Here is a 16,339-nt window from a genome sequence, read left to right on the forward strand (position 1 = left end):
CGCAAAGCTTTCGCGGTTTGTCCTGAACAATTGGATGCGGCAGCGATGGGATGAATTTGATAACTTTCGTGATTGTGTTGATGCCGCCTTCAAAGACTGTCCTAATGTTCTTGCGTAGAGCTATAAAAATTGACGCTGACATAAATGCGATCGCATTTATGGTGATACCGACTGCGGTTGTCTGTCCAAAGCCAAATGGTGTCTGTCATCATCTGCGGGTAATGGCGTTGGAGACGAGAAAGACTGTGCTGTTGCCGCAGATTTTGTGGGAGAAGTGAACGTGGAGGCAGTGATGGGGATTTTTGGTTTCCTGTTTGGACTTGGTTGCCTAGTTCGAGACTCCCCGCTCTGATAACAATCAAGGAAATCTGTACCCGTCGCTCTGTATTTGTCGTAGAGAGCGTAACTTTGAAACTGTTAACCCTATATCTTAAGATAGGTATTAGTTGTTATGTTCTATCATCTGCTCGATAATAAATCATCCGCTCGGTTGACACTGGAAATCTATCAGTAAATATATGACAACGTCATTGCACACCTTAACTGCACCTCGTACCGACACTGGTCTGTTTGTGCGCCAGTTACGTCAGCTTGTCGATCTGACGCAGGCACAGTTCGCTGAGAAGTTAGGCGTGTCTATTCCCACAGTTGCAAGATGGGAGAACAACCGCTCGCAGCCTTCGCCATTAGCGCTGATGCAGCTAAAAGCTATGCTGTGTAAACTCAAAGATTCGCCCCATAAGCTGCAGAAAAACTGCGCTCAAGCCCTGCTCGCTGGATATTTTGACGAAGATGTTTAGCAACTGCTGCACGAATGTGTAGGAGAAAGGAAAGAGAAGAACTATGATTTGTGAGCGTTCAAGAGGTGGAACAGATTTTTGCAGGCAATAGCGAAATGGCGATGCTGATGCGCTCGCTCGACTGGTGGCAAACCCCCCTTTGCGAGCCACCAACCTGATTAAACGCACTGATTAGAACCCTATTGGTTTCTCATTCCCACCCCAATCAAGATTTACTGCCTGATTAATTTCTATGACTGACCAACTGCCGCAAAAGTCTGTGACCATACCTATCCCGAAGAATGAAACCCAGCGGTTGGCAGCGCTGCATCGTTATCAGAAAAAGTCTGTGACCATACCTATCCCGAAGAATGAAACCCAGCGGTTGGCAGCGCTGCATCGTTATCAGATTCTCGACACTCCCCCAGAATCCGCGTTCGATCGCATTACTACCCTAGCAGCGCGGCTGTTTAATGCACCCACCGCGCTCATTTCGCTAGTCGATGAATCGAGAGCCTGGTTTAAGTCTTGCATTGGCTTTGATGCCCACGAAGTGCCGCGTGATGCGACGCTTTGCAGCTTTGCCGTGTTAACCGATAAGCCACTGATTATTCCTGATGCCCAACTCGACGAGCGCTTTGCGTGCAATCCGTTTGTGCAAAGCGAACTAGGAGTGCGGTTCTATGCAGGTGCGCCCCTGCTCAGTCGTGATGGATTTAACCTGGGAACGCTCTGTCTGCTTGATGGTCAACCTCGCTCTGCACTGAGCGCAGAACAGCAAGCCACCCTAGTTGACCTCGCCGCAATGGTGGTCGATGAACTGGAACTGCGGTTGGCAGCATATAAGATCGCCCAGGTCGATGCGGCTTTGCTGGAAGTGACTCAAGGTGTAGCAACGGTCACAGGCGAAGCTTATTTCGATGCCCTGGTACAGCATTTTGCCAAAGTTTTAGACGCAGATTATGTCTACATTGGGCTGGTAGAGGGCGATGATTCCACCAAAATGCTGAGGACGATCGCCACCTGCGCTCATGGTCAAATCGTGGAAAACCTGGAATATCCTCTGCAAGAGACTCCCTGCTGGGAAGTGATTGAACAACGAAAAATTTGCTGCTACCCGCGCCATGTCCAAGCGCAATTTCCCAACGCACCTCTGCTCAAGCCACTGTCCGTTGAAAGCTACATGGCGATTCCCTTCTTTGGCTCTAGCGGCACGACCTTGGGGTTGTTAGGGGTGATGGATGGTAAACCGCTAGAGAATATACAGCTTGCAGAATCCTTGCTGACGATTTTTGCGCTCCGAATTGCCACTGAGTTAGAGCGTCAACAATCAGAAGCCGCACTGTGTGAGTCGGAAGCAAAATATCGCACCTTGTTTGAGTCGATTGACGAAGGCTTTTGCGTGGTGGAAGTTCTGCTCGATGCCCAGGATACGCCGCTCGACTACCGCGTCTTAGAAGTCAACCCAATCTTTGAGCAACAAACCGGACTGCAAAACGCCGTGGGTAAAACAGCGCGTCAGCTTAATTTGGAAGAGCGCTGGATTGAAATTTATGGTCGAGTCGCGCTGAGCGGTGAATCAATTCGGTTTGAGAATGGCTCCGAAACCCTCAATCGCTGGTTTGATGTGTACGCCTGCCGCACGGGTGAGCCACAGGAGCGAAAAGTGGCGATCGTCTTCAAAGATATTAGCGAGCGCAAACGCCGCGAAGCAAATCTTGCTTTCTTAGCCGACATTGCCGAAGATTTATCGAGTCTGACAACTGCTGATGAGATCGTGCAAACCATCGGCGCAAAAATCGGGTCATACTTGAGTCTTTCCGTTTGCGCCTTTATCGATATCGACGAAGCCCAAGATCGAGCGAGCGTGACCCACAGTTGGCATCGAGCAGACGTGTCTAACCTAGTTGGCACTTACCGCATTTCTGAATTTGTCAACGAAGAATTCTATATCGCGTCACGGGCTGGAGAGATTGTTGTTGTCAGCGATACGAACACAGATGCGCGTACCGATGCCGAAAACTTTGCTGCACTCAATATTCAAGCATTCCTCCATGTACCGTTGCTGCACGATGGGCAATGGAAGTTCCTGTTCGACGTTTACGATTCAGAGGCGCGAGATTGGCGCACTGACGAAATTGAATTGGTGCGCGAACTGGCAAATCGCATCTTCCCACGCCTGGAACGCGCCCGTGCGGAAGCCTTACTCCAAGCCTCTCACGACACCTTCCGCCATTTGGTGAACTATTCACCCTTTGGCATTTATACGGTTGATGCTGATTTTCGCATTGCTCAGATCGGTGTTGGGGCACAGAAGGTATTTGCAAACGTCGAGCCGCTGATTGGACGAGACTTGGGCGAAACGTTACGAATTCTCTGGACTGAACCCTTTGCCAGTGAAGCGATCTCCCACTTCCGGCATACGCTGGAGACAGGTGAACCGTATCATGCACCCAGCACGGTCGAACGTCGGCTGGATTTGGATGAAGTCGAGTCCTATGACTGGAAACTAGAGCGAATTGTGCTTCCAGACGGGCGCTTTGGGGTAGTGTGCCACTTCTACGATCTTTCAGAGCGGCAGCAATTTGAGGCAGCGTTGCGAGAGAGCGAAGAACGGTTCCGCAACATGGCAGATAATGCCCCAGTGATGATCTGGGTGACGGATGCGACTGGGTATTGCACTTATCTCAGTCAGTCCTAGTACGACTTCACCGGACAAACTGAGGAAACTGGGTTAGGATTTGGCTGGTTAAGTCGAACCCATCCCGACAATCGCGAGGAAACTGAACGAATCTTTGTTGCGGCAACCGAGCGTCAAGAAGCCTTCCGATTGGAGTACCGCTTGCAACGTCGAGATGGAGAATACATTTGGGCGATCGATGCTGCGAGTCCCTGGTTTGGTGTGGATGGTCAATTTAAGGGATACATTGGCTCAGTTCTGGATATCAGCGATCGCAAACAGGCAGAAGCCGCCTTGCGGCAATCAGAAGAACGGTATCGCACGTTATTTGAGTCGATCGACGAAGGCTTTTGTGTGATTGAAATGCTGTTTGACGAGAATGAGGTGGAGATCGATTACCGCTTTGTTGAAGTCAATCCTGCTTTTGAGAAACAATCTGGATTGGTTGAAATAGTGGGGAAAACCATTTTAGAAGTTGCGCCAACGCACGAATCTTTCTGGTTTAAAATTTACGGCAAGGTTGTGAAAACAGGTCAAGCAATTCGATTTGAAGATTATGCCAGTGCGCTACAGCGTTGGTTTGATGTTTACGCCTTTCGGATTGGACAACCAGAAGACCGCAGAGTGGCAGTTTTGTTTCAAGATATCAGCGAGCGCAAGCAGATTGAACAAGAGCGGGAAAACCTATTAGCACGAGAGCAAGCGGCGCGGGAAGAAGCGCAAACCGCCAACCGAATCAAAGATGAGTTTTTAGCCGTGCTATCGCATGAACTGAGATCGCCCCTCAATCCCATTCAGGGCTGGGCGCGGTTGCTGCAAACTGGTAAACTCAGCGCCGAGCGCCAAACTGAAGCCTTAGCAACCATTGAACGCAATGCCAGATTGCAGACGCAACTAATCGAGGACTTGCTCGATATCTCTCGCATCATGCAAGGTAAGCTGTCTTTAACAGTGGCTTCCGTTAGTTTGCCGTTTGTCATTTCAGCGGCGCTCGAAACAGTACGGTTATCAGCAGAAGCCAAGTCGATAAAGATTCAGCCTATCTTTTCGCTCTGTAACGCAATCGTTCAGGGTGATGCGGGACGATTACAGCAGGTGGTCTGGAACCTCCTATCTAATGGAGTCAAGTTCACGTCAGCAGGCGGACAGGTTGAAATTGAGCTATCCCAGGTCGGAGCGAATGCCCAGATCCAGGTGAAAGACAGCGGCAAAGGCATCAATCCTGACTTCCTACCTTATGTGTTTGAGCATTTCCGGCAGGAGGATGGCGCAACCACACGCAAATTTGGCGGGCTAGGGCTGGGGCTAGCGATCGTCCGACAGATCGTAGAAATGCACGGCGGTACGGTTAAAGCAGAGAGCCAGGGTGAGAATCAAGGCGCAACCTTCATCGTGCAATTGCCACTCATGCAGCAGGCAGCGCCGCTCGTGCCTGAGCCAACCATAGCCCCAGCAGAGAGCGCAGCGCCTTTAGACAACAGGCAAATTTTGCTCGTAGATGACGAACCCGATACCCGCGAATTTCAGGCATTTCTGCTAGAACAGAGCGGCGCAAAGGTAACAGCCGTTGCTTCTGGCTTAGAAGCGTTGCAAGCAATGGATAAGCTTATGCCAGATGTAATTGTCAGCGACATCGGTATGGCACAGATGGATGGTTATATGTTGATACAGCTTCTTCGCGCTCGCCCACCCAATCGGGGAGGAGCGATTCCGGCGATCGCGCTGACCGCCTATGCCGCAGAAGTTGACCAGCAAAGAGCAATTGGGGCAGGATTTGGGACTTTCATTACCAAACCTGTGGAGGCAGAGACTCTGGTGAAGGCAATTGTAAGTTTGCTCGATGACAACCAACAATAGTTAGAAAAATCTCTCTATCGTTAGAGTGAGAAAGTTAACCAAACCAGGACAATTGAGTAAGTTTGTCAAAAAAACTTAACTGTCCTCTGTGCTTGCTTAATGATTGGTTCGCCATCTGTAATTATTACTGGTATAGAGCGCATCTTGGTCGTTGACGATCTTCCTGATAACTACTTTCTACTGCAAACAGTCCTAGAGATTGAGGGATATGTTGTTGAAGTTGCCGATAGCGGTCTCTCTGCACTAGAAAGCATTGCATCTAATCCACCAGACTTAATATTACTCGATATTATGATGCCAGGGATGAACGGGTTTGAAGTCACTCGTCACCTGCGGCAGAATCCTTCACTGCCTTATATCCCCATCCTCTTAGTTACGGGCTACAGCGAACCTGTGCCTGCTGATGGATTTGATGTGGGAGCCGATGGATTTATTTGTAAACCGATTGATTTTGATTATCTGCTGCACCAAATTCGGATAATTCTACAGCCTAGAAATTTGATTGAGCCGCAAAAATAGAATAGCGTGTTTCAATTCGCGATCGCATGAGCCAAACCAAAGTCCATCACGTTGTCGGCATCAACGGAACTACCCTAACAATCTTCATTGCCCAAGCCCACTGCTGGCAGTTGGGGTTGATTAGCCCTGGTGGAGCCGCAAGAGGAGAACGCAAGATATACTACACGGCTGAAGCTGCTCTGAAGGCGGGTCTAGAGTGGGTTAAGCAGGGAAGTTAGTAGTATATGGTCAATTCTCAATGCCTTTACTTATGGCATTATTTAGCTTGAGCTAAAACTTGTATTCAAATGAACAGTTACTATTAATAAAAACTCCTTCATTTAGCAGAAGGTAGCATCAAGGCTTGTCGTTAGTTTAAGAGGGCAATAACATAGCAATTTGGCTCAGGTTAGATAACTTTAAACGCTAACTTCTTTTAATTGCTAGATTGCTTATTCAAGTTCTAAATCAAATAACTATGTACAGAGAATCAGAACTCAGGACGCGCAGAGCCAAATATCGTGCGACTATAGCTAATGAACGCGGTCAGGCAGTAGAAGCATTAGCCAAAAATCTCCAAAGGCGCACTTCAATCGTGGCGGATTATGGCTATGAAATTGAAGAATACGGGCTGCTGATTCAGTACCATGCACAGCGATCGCTAATGTACGTGTCATTACTTAAGCAAGGTTTGTATTCTACAGACCTACTCATCGAAGCTTCAAGAGCGCGCCTACAATCCGTAAAAGCGCGAGTACAAGCAGTCAAACTCTATTGCCAAGCGAACAAAGCCTATATCAGATTTCACAAATACGGTGAATGCTGATAAGAGAACGGTCAAGCATTTAGTAAGACATTGGTACTACGGTCTTGGCTAAAGCATTAGCGATCGCCTAAATACTAGATAAGCTAATTGAGATTAATTTGATAGTCATCAGTTGTTGGCATTAGTAACAATTAGTTTGACAAGCTCGAAAACTGCAACCGACCCAGAAATCTCATTTTAACCAGAGCCTAGTTAATTGCTTTGTATAGTAAATGTTGCTCTCAATTGCTTAGAGAGTGCGCTGGTTCAGTTACCTGAGTTAATTTCTTTTCCCAGAATAATGCCTTGCCCATCTGTGGATTTAGCTCATAGCCACTAAATCCGAACGCCCTGTATGCTGCCTGAGCAACATAATTCCCTTCTAGTACCTCTAGCGTGAGTTTGCAGCAGCCCAAATCAAAAGCAATTTCTTCAGCTTTGTGGAGCAGCAGTTTAGACAAGCCTCTGCCACGATAGGGCGAAGCAACAATGACATCATGGATATTCAATAATGGTTTGCAGGCAAATGTAGAAAATCCTTCTAAGCAGACAACAAGCCCTGCGGGTTCGGCATCGACGAATGCGAGAATGACATGAGCCGATTTTCTCTTGGCAAGCTCTGATGGCAGATTTGCCAAAACGTAGTCGGGCAAACCTTGACCGCTACCCATCGGGTCGAGTGCATAGGCATCCATTAATTGAACTAAAGCTTTTGCATGAGCAGGTAAACTCAGATCCGCTTGCACAACTTGAATCATATATTGTTTTTTTTGCTCTTCAACTATCAGCATAACGCTGTCTGTCACTAGCCGCAGACAGCCTCAAACATTAGACAAATAACCTCTCGTCGGTCAGCGTACATTAAGTTTTTACGCTTACCCGTTGACCGTTACTACAGACTATGAGCTAGTTTGCGTTCAAAACCTTGCGGAACACAACCTTATCATCGCCTGTGGCGTAGAAGTCGCGAATACGTGCCTCCTCTTCATAGCCGCACTTGAGATAGAATCCCCGTGTACGCTCTAATTCTGGTAGCCCTGACGTTTCCACTAGCAGCATACGTCCACCGCGCACCATCAACGCTTGCTCGACGTAGTGTAGCAGTTTCCTACCACGTCCTTGCCCTTGACGATTGGGGTGGATGGCGATCAACTGTAAATTCCAAGTGCTATCCGTCATTCGCTCCGGTTCGCAATAAGCAACTCCTACTGGTTCACGATCGTCATCGGTAATCCAGAAGGGGGCTGTGTCGCTATCCTTTGCCAGAGAATTGGTCAACATCTGGCGTAGTAACTCTAATCCACTTGGCGGGAAAAGACCAGTCGCATCTGCTAAGGCAATTAGAGCAGTTGTGTCTTCAGGGATGGTCGGTCGGATCATGGGCGACAACCATAAGGTTGGTCAATCACGCTAATCATATTACAAAACACTACAAAACATAGATTCCTTAGCTCTGAATGCTTACAGATAGCTTCCATGCTGCTACTTCCACCAAGCAGCAATCCATTGCTGAAGTTGTGGCAACTACCAGAGGCGATCGCTATTCTTCGCAAGATGAACCCCTATGCGTTTGAGGAGTTGCTGCTTACCTGCTGCCACGAGCGTGGCTGGGAGATAGAGCGCAACTTTAGTTACAGCAATGATGGCGAGTTAGATGGGCGGGTGCTAATTGCTGGGAAACTCTATCTCATCCAAGCAAAGCGCTATCGGGGCTATATCAACCCCAAGCATATTCGTGACTTCTACAAGGTTATCCGGGGGGAGGAAGCGCATGGAGGCTTCTTTATCCATAGCGGCAGGACTGGAGAATTGTCTAAGGAATTGTTGCGGGAGTATCAGATAAGTTTGCTCAGTGGTCAGCGATTGATTAATTTTGTGTTGGGGCAGAAGTCGAAGTTTGTAGGGTGATAACACCTATCCCCCAAAGAGGCAGGCGAACATTTTCTACCTTAGATGTGAGCCTTAATCAAACCTAAGTAAATTAATTATTTCAGCATTTTTATGCCGTTACCTTGATGACAGCAACGAACCAACGTCTACAATATTTTTGTGTTCATTTATACTGATAACTAATGTGGTGCTTGGAGAAAAAGATAAATATGTTACTCGAAACTCCAAAAACATTTAGCTTGTTAAGTATTGGTCAGAGGGGGGTAGGGAAGACAGTTTTCTTAGCTGGCAGCTATGCTGAATTATCTGCTGATAGTCAGTCAGGCAATCCTCGCCAATTGTGGTTCGACTGCCAGAGTAGCGAGGTGCGGACAAGTATTGAGAATATCCTGAAATACATTGCTCAAACTAATTTATATCCACCTCCTACAATAAAAGTCACGAACTTTAACTTCAGCCTGAAACGTCGCAATCTATGGGGTAGCAGAACATTATGCCATTTTCGCTGGTGGGATATTCCTGGGGAATCCTGCGACGTTCGCAATCCTGACTTTCAGAAAATAGTGTCTGTTTCGCATGGCTGCTGTGTATTTATTGACGCTTATGCGCTTGTGCATAACAGTGCCTATTTACAGACGCTTGAGAATATTATTGAACAAGTGATGGCAATTGCTAACCTTGTTTATCTAAACAAGTTAAAGTATGCCTTCGCGCTCGTCCTTACTAAATGCGACCTGCTCCAACCTAACCTACTTGACCGAAAACAGCTTGAGAAAGACCTACAACCACTGATTGTCGGTCTAGATAAGGTTAAAGCTAATTATCAAATATTTTACTCATTCATACCTATTATCAATGCAGAAGGCACTACAAATCTAAAGGCTACAGGTGCGGCTGCGCCACTCATTTGGCTGGTCTGGAACGTCAGTAAGGCTTACAATTTCAGCTTAACGAAAAACCTACGCCAGTTGCTCGCTCGCCGACAGTTAATTGGTTCCCAGCCGCAATCAGAAGAAGTCAATGGCTCATTGCAGAGCCTGTTTAGGTCGGCTGACAAAGCAGTAGCTTTAAAAAAAAGACTCGCCCCATCCTTACTTCCAGCCGCCTCTAGAAAACCTCAACTGCTGGCTCTAATAATTGTGGCTTCTGTAGGGATGATTAGCCTCCCCTTCGTAGACTACAAGCGGTTCCTGCAAGGTGAGTCTAACAACTTTATTTCTCTGGAAGATGCAGCTATCCTAAACTATAAAAGTGGGCGTTTTTACCAGGCTCTTCCCTTGTTCGAGAAACTTGTCCAGCAGAAGCCTCAGCGCCTTGAGTTGCGCTTGCAGCTTGCTCAAGTCTATGAGCGTACGGACCAATTTGAAAAGGCGGAAGCAGCTTATGACCAGGTATTAGCAAAGGAAAGAGACAATATCAAGGCTTTAGTTGGTAAAGCAGTAATACGTAAGGCACAGGGTGACATCAAAACTGCGGAGCTGCTCTTTGCACAGGCAGAAAAAGCTGCTCCCACTGACCTCAAGCCGCAGGTCCGTGCTGTGGCTCAAAAGACTCTTGCCTCACCCGTTAAACTCATACCCGAAACCAAATGACTAGGCTAGCCCTTACTCTTCGTCGTAGCTGTTAACTATGTCTTTACTTTTAGAGCAACTTGTTTATACTAGCTTTCCTGGAGTGGGGTTCATGACCCTTGGTAGTGCTCACGTTCCCCCAGAAATTCGGGAAGCCTTTATCCAACAGATAGTTTACCGACATTGGGATACCTATAATCCCCCAAGGTCTGGATACCGAGCTATTTATTTGTATCAGGTAGCCCCAGAGCATAGTCTGTTTGGTTGGTTGGACAACGATGGGCAAGACGACTTCGGTCGTAGTCAAATACCGTACTTCCATTGTTACTACTATTTTGGACGACTGCATACTGACCTACTCGAAGATATTTTTACTTGTCTATACAGGGGACCAATAGCACTGATAGATCGGCAACTCCCATCTGTATTGAAAACCATAGTCGTTTCAGACGTAAGAAGTTACCAGACTGTCGATACAGGGGTAGCAATTTCCCTAAGTATCCGCGCTCGCAGCCACATTGCACTTGAGCAAAACAGGTTGCTAGATTTATTCGTTGCAGTTGATGGGGAGATAGTAGTTAAGCTGGAGCAGCACCAACAGCAGGAAGATTCGCAACCATTAACAACTTCTACATCAATTCCTGATTCTACACTTTTTAAGCAAGAAGCCACCTCTGTTCAGCAATTAGAAACTGCTACACGAAAGCGACCAATTTCTCTATCTGAGCAAGACACGATATTAGGCTCAGAAGCGCTATTAGATATGAGCGCAAGTGATACAGTTCATCTTACCTCAACGAAGAAATCCATTTTCCTGATGGGCATGGCAATAGGCATTACCACTGTTCTAGCTGCAACAGTTGGTATCTACTATTTTCTGCAACCACCACCTCCCGCTGCTCCAGTCCAACAGAACTCATTATCTAGACAGGTTAAGGTTATGACACGCTAATTAATATTCTTAATATTCATGCTCATCTATCGTAGCCAGCAAAACTGGTTGTGTCGCAAAAATAATAGGCTGTGGAATCTCAATTTCTTCTAGCCTTGCTCTAAATGATGACTTGCTCTAAATGACGACTAACTCCCTATTCAAATGGCGGCACTTTTTGCCTGAGAGCATCTTGCTGAACGTGTGCTGGTATTGTCGCTATTTCTTAAGTTACCAGGACTTAGAAGCAATGATGGCAGAGCGCGGATTCGCCGTCGCTCATTTAACCATCAATCGGTGGGTGCTGAAATTCGCGCCAGAAATAGATAAGCGGATTCATCCGTTCTTGAATCCCACAAATGACTCGTGGCGAGTGGACGAAACTTACATCGAAATCCGAGGGCAGTGGAAATATCTTTACCGAGGATTCGCAGGGCAACACGCTTGATTTTATGCTAAGGGCAAAGCGGGACGGGAAGGCTGCTACCCGCTTTTTCCATAAAGTGTTGGGAGCGAAACACACTCAAACTCCACGGGTCATCACTATGGATAAAAATGCGGCTTATCCCGTTGCCACGGAAGAGTTGAAGCAAGATAAAACGTTCAAAGCCGAGACCGAATTGAGACAGAGCAAATATCTGAACAACATTATTGAGCAAGACCACCGGAACGTAAAAAGGATTGTGAAACCGATGAGGGGATTGCAATCGTTTAACACAGCAAGGAGAACGTTGCAAGGGATTGAAGCCATGAATATGATTCGCAAAGGGCAGGTGAAAGGAATTAGTCGCAGGGACAATGTATCTCAAGCAGAATTCATCAATGAAATCTTCGGAGTGATTGCTTAAAGTAACATGAATGAGGCCAGTTCATTTGTCACTTTAAAATTTTTGCGACATAACCGAATTTTTAGGTAATAATGCGTAGGCAAATGTATAATTATTCTTGTATTTAGTATACTTTCTTAAGAATTTCATATTTATCTGTAAAATGGCAATCTCTAGCAACGAACGAGTCCCACTTAACAAAGATGTCGTACTGCTGATTAAGGGCCTAGTGGTTGGGAAAATACTAACACTCTTGGTGATTGGCGGTGTCTTATGGTGGTTGAGACCGCACTTGTGGAGGTGGAGCTATAACGCTACCCCCTCTAATCAAACTTTAACGACCGCTGTTGAGTCAAGCTTTCAGACAGTTACTGATGTACCAATTGGTACATTTAACTACGGTGGTAGCACAGCTTGGGTTCCGATTCGAGTGGTGGTAGATAGCCAGATTCAAAGTACTCGTCCAGAGCTAAAGCTGCGTTATTTAAATGCTGACAACAGCGCTCCTAGTTCTAGTTCAGGTATTCAGATGTTATTGGACGGGAAGCTGGACTTTGCCCAATCTTCCCGCCCTCTGACACAAGCAGAAGAAGCGACAGCCCAGCAACGGGGTTTGTCACTCAAGCAAATACCAGTTGCGGTTGATGGCATTGCGGTTGTCGTTCATCCATCACTGAACATATCGGGCTTAACTGTAAACCAGTTGCAGCAGATCTATGAAAGTAAAATTACGAATTGGCGCCAAGTAGGTGGTCCGAATTTACTGATTACACCTTTTTCCGAACCTCAACAGGACAGTTATGCAGTCCTATTCGCAGCTCGCAAGGACAGACAACCGTCTTTTGGCTCTAATGTGAAGTTTATCTCCTCACCGACTGAAGCTCTGCGTCAAGTTAACCGAACTCTTGGTGGCATATATTATGCTTCTGCTCGGGCAGTCGTAAATCAATGTAGCGTTAAACCTATACCTATAGGCCACACGAGCGATCGCCTGATTCCTCCTTACAGCGAACCTTTTGTCCCATTTCAGCAGTGCCCGAGTCAGCGCAATCAAATAAATACCGCAGCATTTGAGAACGGCACTTACCCCTTGACTCGTAATTTATTTGTGATTATTAAGCCGAACCAGGGTAGAGAGCAGCAGATAGGAGAAGCTTATGCCAACCTATTGCAGACAGTACAGGGGCAACAGGCAATTACTCAGGCTGGGTTTGCATGGCTGCGCTAAAGCAGTTCTTCCCTAGCGTCAAATACTACCGACAACCAACTTTAGGGCAGCTTAGATTAAGTAGTATGTTAAGTGCGAGGAGCGCTCGTCTCTGTTTGGCTTGCTTATAAATAAACTAGAATCTAGTAGTGCTAAATAAGTAATGATAAATTGTAATAGTGGACAAAATACCAAATTGCACCAATGTGATTCTCTAACAATTTGGAAAAAGATAAGGTTTTTCGTACCAAGCGAAACACCCGTTGTCTATGGGTCAATTCTTGCGGCAACCCCATTGCTCTTGCCAGCCATTTGTAAGCAGCGTTACGGCTTTTAAAGATCCTTGACTTCCAAAGTGGGTCAAAATGACGGTGGGCTAAACTACGCCACTGCCGCACCTCTCGGTCAGCTAGCGTTACCAGTGCTTTATGCTGACGCTGACTGGATGACACCTAACTTTGGCATCACAACAGAAAAGCCCTAGTTCTTGCACTAGAGCTTTTCTGTTGTATTTACTGTAATATTTACTAGCAATCAGGGGCAGTATTAATGAGGAGTTAAGCTGTCTCCTCTTGACTTAATTGCTGTTCCACCTTATCCACAGCAGCATTAATACCTGCTAACCTAGTCTCCAAGTCGTCCCGCATCCACTTGAGGAATTTTAATCTTCTTTCTAAAAAGCTTTTGCGAGACACTGGTTCGTTACCGTAACAGTTACTTGCCCAAAACGGAAACATAATTCGCCTTTTTCTGCATTTGACTATATTTCTTATTGTGACTAAATCTTCGGCTTGTTAGAGGTGAAACATTAGAGAGAAAACCGATCTCTTTACACTGCTGCAATGGACAAAATCATTTCTCGCTAGGCTTGATGCCAAATTTGCCCAAATCGCTCAAGTCCCCAATCTTGGACGATAGCGCAACGAAATCTTCCTGATAGAATTTACCCTTAAGAGGACTTCTCCTCATCAACAACAACTAAATCTACTCCACACCGACTAGCCGCTTCTGCTAGTCGAGTATCAATCGTTGCCAAGGGCAAGCCTAAGCGCAATGCCAATTCTAAGTAAGCGGCATCATAAGCTGCTAAACCTTCCTGCCGTCCTAGCATCAGCGTTGTACCCAATGCGTTTGCATCAGTAGCCAGATCGACTTGGATTAATAGTGACTGCAACAAAACGATAGCCTCCTGGGATTGTTCTTGAGTTATGCGGTTACGCCGTTCGGCTACCAGTAAGACATTGGCAATCTTCTAATGACCAAATGCCTGGTACAAATGCTTCAGCATCCGGCATTATTGTCAGTACGTCATTAGCATAATCATTGTCTTCATCTACCAAGCACCAGCTAATTGCTACAGAACAATCCAAAACAAACTGCATTAAAACCTTCGTCCCTCCTCAATCATTGAGCGAACCGACGTTTGATCTAATGCCACTTCTCGCCGTAATTCTTGCATTCTGACAACTGCACTACCAATCGATTTTTTAGTTACCTTTTTTCCCCAAGCGTTGTAACGTGGTTGTACTTCCTCAGCCCGTGCAACTTCATTGTCGGGCAACGGCTGGACAATCACTACTACCTCGACCAAAGTATCTTTTAGCTCGGTAGATGTTTGGATTTGCAAGACCCCATCTGCCCCAATATGCGATCGCAACTTGATCGTTTCCATATTTACATCCACTAACTACTTTCAGCAATACCTTTATGCGGTCATGCTATCACCCTTTCGTGTTCTGCTACCTTCTCTGGCAGAAATGTCGTATCAATAACCGTCTACTGAAAGCTTCCTCCGATGCGGTTTAGGCAATTAGCTCAAATCCTACTGTTGGCGTTTTTCCTAGAGATTGTAGACTGGTACGTAGATATTCTTTGAGTTGTCAGTAGCTACCATTGATTTGTCCGCCTTATTTACTGACTCACAAGAGTAAGTCAAATAGATTACCCTAGCCCTATCCAAACTCATAGCCCTGATTGACCCAGCAATGCCAGTCAGCGATCGCCTGCTGTGTTTCTGCATCTGCTTCTTTTGCCTCTAGTTGAATCAATGGTAATGCTAGGGTATCTCCGTCATAGTCAATTTCTACAAACATTTCCCGTTCGCACTCATCCTCTTGTGCCATCCCTACTACTTTTACTGTTGTGCTTTCTTTTACTAAAGAACCACGACGCTTACTGATGCAGACTGCTGTAAATGGAAACTGCATCGTATCCTGCAAGTAGTAGTACCAACCCATTGCCTACTCTTCGGGTTCGTAAGCATCTACAACAATTTCCATCGTGATACGTTCTTCGCGCTCTGCATCCTGTTCTACTTGCGCCATGATATAACGTTCCATTTGTAGTTATGTGCAGGATTTTACCTTTCAATTATGCGTTTATTCCTGATTTAAATAGTTTGCTATTACGGTCGATGCAACTCCTGCAACATATTACAAAACAAAGCTCCCTGTTCAATCGCATCATCCAACGATATATGCGTATGCGGCAAATTGTCAAACCAGTGGCGCGGCATTCGTCGCTTGGTTGCATCTCGATACCCAGTTTTTAATAATGCCATCGCTAAGGTTTTGATGTCTAAAGCGGAATGCGAAAAAGGACTTTTGCCCGCGAACCGAATTAAGTACCAGTAGACGAACATGAAGTCAAACGCTGCTGGGTAAGCAACGAAGACAGGTTTACCAGGGAGTGATTCAAGCCATTGTACGTATTTTGGCATAGCGAGGTCTGGAGCTTGCAGATTTTGCCGACACGCGCTCCAGGCTTCGGGTTGCGTTTTCCACCACTCCATTGTTTGGGGGTCGCTCTTAGCCTCTGGCAATGTTTCTAGATTTGCAGAAAACGTGCTGACTAGAGTTTTATCAGGCAGATAAGCAGCAGAAGCAAAACTGAGCATAGAATTAATACCAGGGATTGGTCCATCTGTTTCCACATCGGTACTAACGTAGATTTCTTGCATATTAAAAATCTTCAATAGTTTAAGAGTAGGTTAGTTTTTGACTGAAGCTGATTATGTTATTTTAGATGTCAATTGCTAAGAGCCATTAATGCTTACTCAATGACTTTGCTTTTGCCTTTATTTGCTCGTTCGACTTTCTGAGGTAATGATGCAAAACAAGCTTTCCTTTCTGTTTAGCATGAGGATAAACTTCTTAATAGTGCTGTTTGTAGCGTTGTAATTGTTTTTGGTTTTTTTCCTTGGTTGCAAGCTTTGTTTCTAGCAATGCTAATTCTTACATTGTTGATACAAAACAGGGAAACTAGAAGCCCAACTTCCCTGTTTGTTCTGCTTGT

Annotated in this window: 16 protein-coding genes and 5 pseudogenes; 11 read left to right on the forward strand and 10 right to left on the reverse strand. The window is 46.0% G+C overall.

The window, feature by feature from the left end; all coding sequences use genetic code 11:
- Nucleotides 1–101: 101 nt before the first annotated feature.
- Nucleotides 102–362, reverse strand: a complete 261-nt coding sequence (locus UH38_RS26425; protein WP_144405732.1) for a hypothetical protein — start codon at nt 360–362, stop codon at nt 102–104.
- A gap of 156 nt (nt 363–518) precedes the next feature.
- Between UH38_RS26425 and UH38_RS20935 the strand changes: the two genes are divergently transcribed.
- The 6 genes and pseudogenes from UH38_RS20935 to UH38_RS20960 all read left to right on the forward strand — a co-directional run bounded on the left by UH38_RS20935 (nt 519) and on the right by UH38_RS20960 (nt 6,640).
- Nucleotides 519–800, forward strand: a complete 282-nt coding sequence (locus UH38_RS20935) for a helix-turn-helix domain-containing protein (protein WP_045056643.1) — start codon at nt 519–521, stop codon at nt 798–800.
- 232 nt (nt 801–1,032) lie between these two features.
- A complete protein-coding gene (locus tag UH38_RS27450) occupies nt 1,033–3,480 on the forward strand; it encodes a GAF domain-containing protein (RefSeq protein WP_082065466.1) in 2,448 nt (815 codons plus the stop codon).
- A gap of 15 nt (nt 3,481–3,495) precedes the next feature.
- A pseudogene (locus UH38_RS20945) lies at nt 3,496–5,316 on the forward strand (hybrid sensor histidine kinase/response regulator); the annotation flags it as partial.
- 99 nt (nt 5,317–5,415) lie between these two features.
- A complete protein-coding gene (locus UH38_RS20950; protein WP_045056644.1) occupies nt 5,416–5,835 on the forward strand; it encodes a response regulator in 420 nt (139 codons plus the stop codon).
- Nucleotides 5,836–5,861: 26 nt separating this feature from the next.
- Nucleotides 5,862–6,053: a hypothetical protein gene (locus tag UH38_RS20955; protein ID WP_045056645.1), complete on the forward strand. Its 192-nt coding sequence runs from the start codon at nt 5,862–5,864 to the stop codon at nt 6,051–6,053.
- A gap of 239 nt (nt 6,054–6,292) precedes the next feature.
- Nucleotides 6,293–6,640 (forward strand): hypothetical protein, encoded by a 348-nt coding sequence (locus UH38_RS20960; protein ID WP_045056646.1) that lies wholly within the window; start codon nt 6,293–6,295, stop codon nt 6,638–6,640.
- 221 nt (nt 6,641–6,861) lie between these two features.
- Here UH38_RS20960 and UH38_RS20965 read toward each other — a convergent pair whose 3' ends face one another.
- Together UH38_RS20965 and UH38_RS20970 are read right to left on the reverse strand one after the other, a co-directional pair.
- On the reverse strand, nt 6,862–7,377 hold the full coding sequence (locus UH38_RS20965; RefSeq protein WP_045056647.1) for a GNAT family N-acetyltransferase: 516 nt from the start codon (nt 7,375–7,377) through the stop codon (nt 6,862–6,864).
- Nucleotides 7,378–7,525: 148 nt separating this feature from the next.
- Nucleotides 7,526–7,999 carry a GNAT family N-acetyltransferase gene (locus tag UH38_RS20970; RefSeq protein WP_045056648.1) on the reverse strand — a complete coding sequence of 158 codons (474 nt, stop codon included), beginning with the start codon at nt 7,997–7,999 and terminating at the stop codon, nt 7,526–7,528.
- A gap of 96 nt (nt 8,000–8,095) precedes the next feature.
- On the opposite strand from UH38_RS20970, the gene UH38_RS20975 reads away from it, so the two are divergent.
- From UH38_RS20975 to UH38_RS20995, 5 genes and pseudogenes are all read left to right on the forward strand, one after another.
- Nucleotides 8,096–8,527, forward strand: coding sequence for a restriction endonuclease (locus UH38_RS20975; RefSeq protein ID WP_052672501.1), 432 nt, complete (start codon nt 8,096–8,098; stop codon nt 8,525–8,527).
- Between the two features lie 191 nt (nt 8,528–8,718).
- Complete coding sequence (locus UH38_RS20980; protein WP_052672502.1) at nt 8,719–10,101, forward strand: tetratricopeptide repeat protein; 1,383 nt, start codon at nt 8,719–8,721, stop codon at nt 10,099–10,101.
- A gap of 37 nt (nt 10,102–10,138) precedes the next feature.
- On the forward strand, nt 10,139–11,032 hold the full coding sequence (locus UH38_RS25035; RefSeq protein WP_052672503.1) for a hypothetical protein: 894 nt from the start codon (nt 10,139–10,141) through the stop codon (nt 11,030–11,032).
- Between the two features lie 121 nt (nt 11,033–11,153).
- Nucleotides 11,154–11,859: pseudogene (locus tag UH38_RS20990) on the forward strand (IS6 family transposase).
- Between the two features lie 142 nt (nt 11,860–12,001).
- On the forward strand, nt 12,002–13,066 hold the full coding sequence (locus tag UH38_RS20995; RefSeq protein ID WP_045056649.1) for a PstS family phosphate ABC transporter substrate-binding protein: 1,065 nt from the start codon (nt 12,002–12,004) through the stop codon (nt 13,064–13,066).
- 131 nt (nt 13,067–13,197) lie between these two features.
- Here the strand turns inward: UH38_RS20995 and UH38_RS27765 are convergent.
- From UH38_RS27765 to UH38_RS21020, 7 genes and pseudogenes are all read right to left on the reverse strand, one after another.
- Nucleotides 13,198–13,320 (reverse strand): annotated as a pseudogene (locus UH38_RS27765) (IS1 family transposase); the annotation flags it as partial.
- 54 nt (nt 13,321–13,374) lie between these two features.
- Nucleotides 13,375–13,497 (reverse strand): annotated as a pseudogene (locus UH38_RS27960) (zinc-finger-containing protein); the annotation flags it as partial.
- Nucleotides 13,498–13,602: 105 nt separating this feature from the next.
- The gene (locus tag UH38_RS21000) at nt 13,603–13,782 is read right to left on the reverse strand and encodes a hypothetical protein (protein WP_045056650.1); all 180 of its coding nucleotides are present in this window, start codon (nt 13,780–13,782) and stop codon (nt 13,603–13,605) included.
- Between the two features lie 212 nt (nt 13,783–13,994).
- Nucleotides 13,995–14,427 (reverse strand): annotated as a pseudogene (locus UH38_RS28330) (type II toxin-antitoxin system VapC family toxin).
- Nucleotides 14,427–14,717 carry a hypothetical protein gene (locus UH38_RS21010; RefSeq protein ID WP_045056651.1) on the reverse strand — a complete coding sequence of 97 codons (291 nt, stop codon included), beginning with the start codon at nt 14,715–14,717 and terminating at the stop codon, nt 14,427–14,429. The pseudogene UH38_RS28330 and the gene UH38_RS21010 overlap by 1 nt, the downstream one beginning before the upstream one ends.
- Nucleotides 14,718–14,997: 280 nt before the next feature.
- Entirely contained in the window at nt 14,998–15,282 is a 285-nt protein-coding gene (locus UH38_RS21015; protein WP_200892552.1) for a calcium-binding protein, read from the reverse strand.
- A 167-nt stretch (nt 15,283–15,449) separates the two neighbouring features.
- Nucleotides 15,450–16,004, reverse strand: a complete 555-nt coding sequence (locus UH38_RS21020) for a 3'-5' exonuclease family protein (protein WP_045056652.1) — start codon at nt 16,002–16,004, stop codon at nt 15,450–15,452.
- Nucleotides 16,005–16,339: the final 335 nt, after the last annotated feature.

Origin of the sequence: Aliterella atlantica CENA595 (assembly GCF_000952155.1) — a bacterium.
Taxonomy (GTDB): Bacteria; Cyanobacteriota; Cyanobacteriia; order Cyanobacteriales; family Chroococcidiopsidaceae; genus Aliterella; species Aliterella atlantica.

Excerpts from the sequence above, each read along its gene's own strand:
- UH38_RS25035 (WP_052672503.1), top strand. The coding sequence starts at position 10,139 with ATGTCTTTACTTTTAGAGCAACTTGTTTATACTAGCTTTCCTGGAGTG.
- UH38_RS27450 (WP_082065466.1), top strand. The coding sequence starts at position 1,033 with ATGACTGACCAACTGCCGCAAAAGTCTGTGACCATACCTATCCCGAAG.
- UH38_RS21010 (WP_045056651.1), bottom strand. The coding sequence starts at position 14,717 with ATGGAAACGATCAAGTTGCGATCGCATATTGGGGCAGATGGGGTCTTG.
- UH38_RS20980 (WP_052672502.1), top strand. The coding sequence starts at position 8,719 with ATGTTACTCGAAACTCCAAAAACATTTAGCTTGTTAAGTATTGGTCAG.
- UH38_RS20975 (WP_052672501.1), top strand. The coding sequence starts at position 8,096 with ATGCTGCTACTTCCACCAAGCAGCAATCCATTGCTGAAGTTGTGGCAA.
- UH38_RS20950 (WP_045056644.1), top strand. The coding sequence starts at position 5,416 with ATGATTGGTTCGCCATCTGTAATTATTACTGGTATAGAGCGCATCTTG.
- UH38_RS20960 (WP_045056646.1), top strand. The coding sequence starts at position 6,293 with ATGTACAGAGAATCAGAACTCAGGACGCGCAGAGCCAAATATCGTGCG.
- UH38_RS20955 (WP_045056645.1), top strand. The coding sequence starts at position 5,862 with ATGAGCCAAACCAAAGTCCATCACGTTGTCGGCATCAACGGAACTACC.
- UH38_RS21020 (WP_045056652.1), bottom strand. The coding sequence starts at position 16,004 with ATGCAAGAAATCTACGTTAGTACCGATGTGGAAACAGATGGACCAATC.
- UH38_RS21015 (WP_200892552.1), bottom strand. The coding sequence starts at position 15,282 with ATGGGTTGGTACTACTACTTGCAGGATACGATGCAGTTTCCATTTACA.
- UH38_RS20995 (WP_045056649.1), top strand. The coding sequence starts at position 12,002 with ATGGCAATCTCTAGCAACGAACGAGTCCCACTTAACAAAGATGTCGTA.
- UH38_RS20965 (WP_045056647.1), bottom strand. The coding sequence starts at position 7,377 with ATGATTCAAGTTGTGCAAGCGGATCTGAGTTTACCTGCTCATGCAAAA.
- UH38_RS20935 (WP_045056643.1), top strand. The coding sequence starts at position 519 with ATGACAACGTCATTGCACACCTTAACTGCACCTCGTACCGACACTGGT.
- UH38_RS20970 (WP_045056648.1), bottom strand. The coding sequence starts at position 7,999 with ATGATCCGACCGACCATCCCTGAAGACACAACTGCTCTAATTGCCTTA.
- UH38_RS21000 (WP_045056650.1), bottom strand. The coding sequence starts at position 13,782 with ATGTTTCCGTTTTGGGCAAGTAACTGTTACGGTAACGAACCAGTGTCT.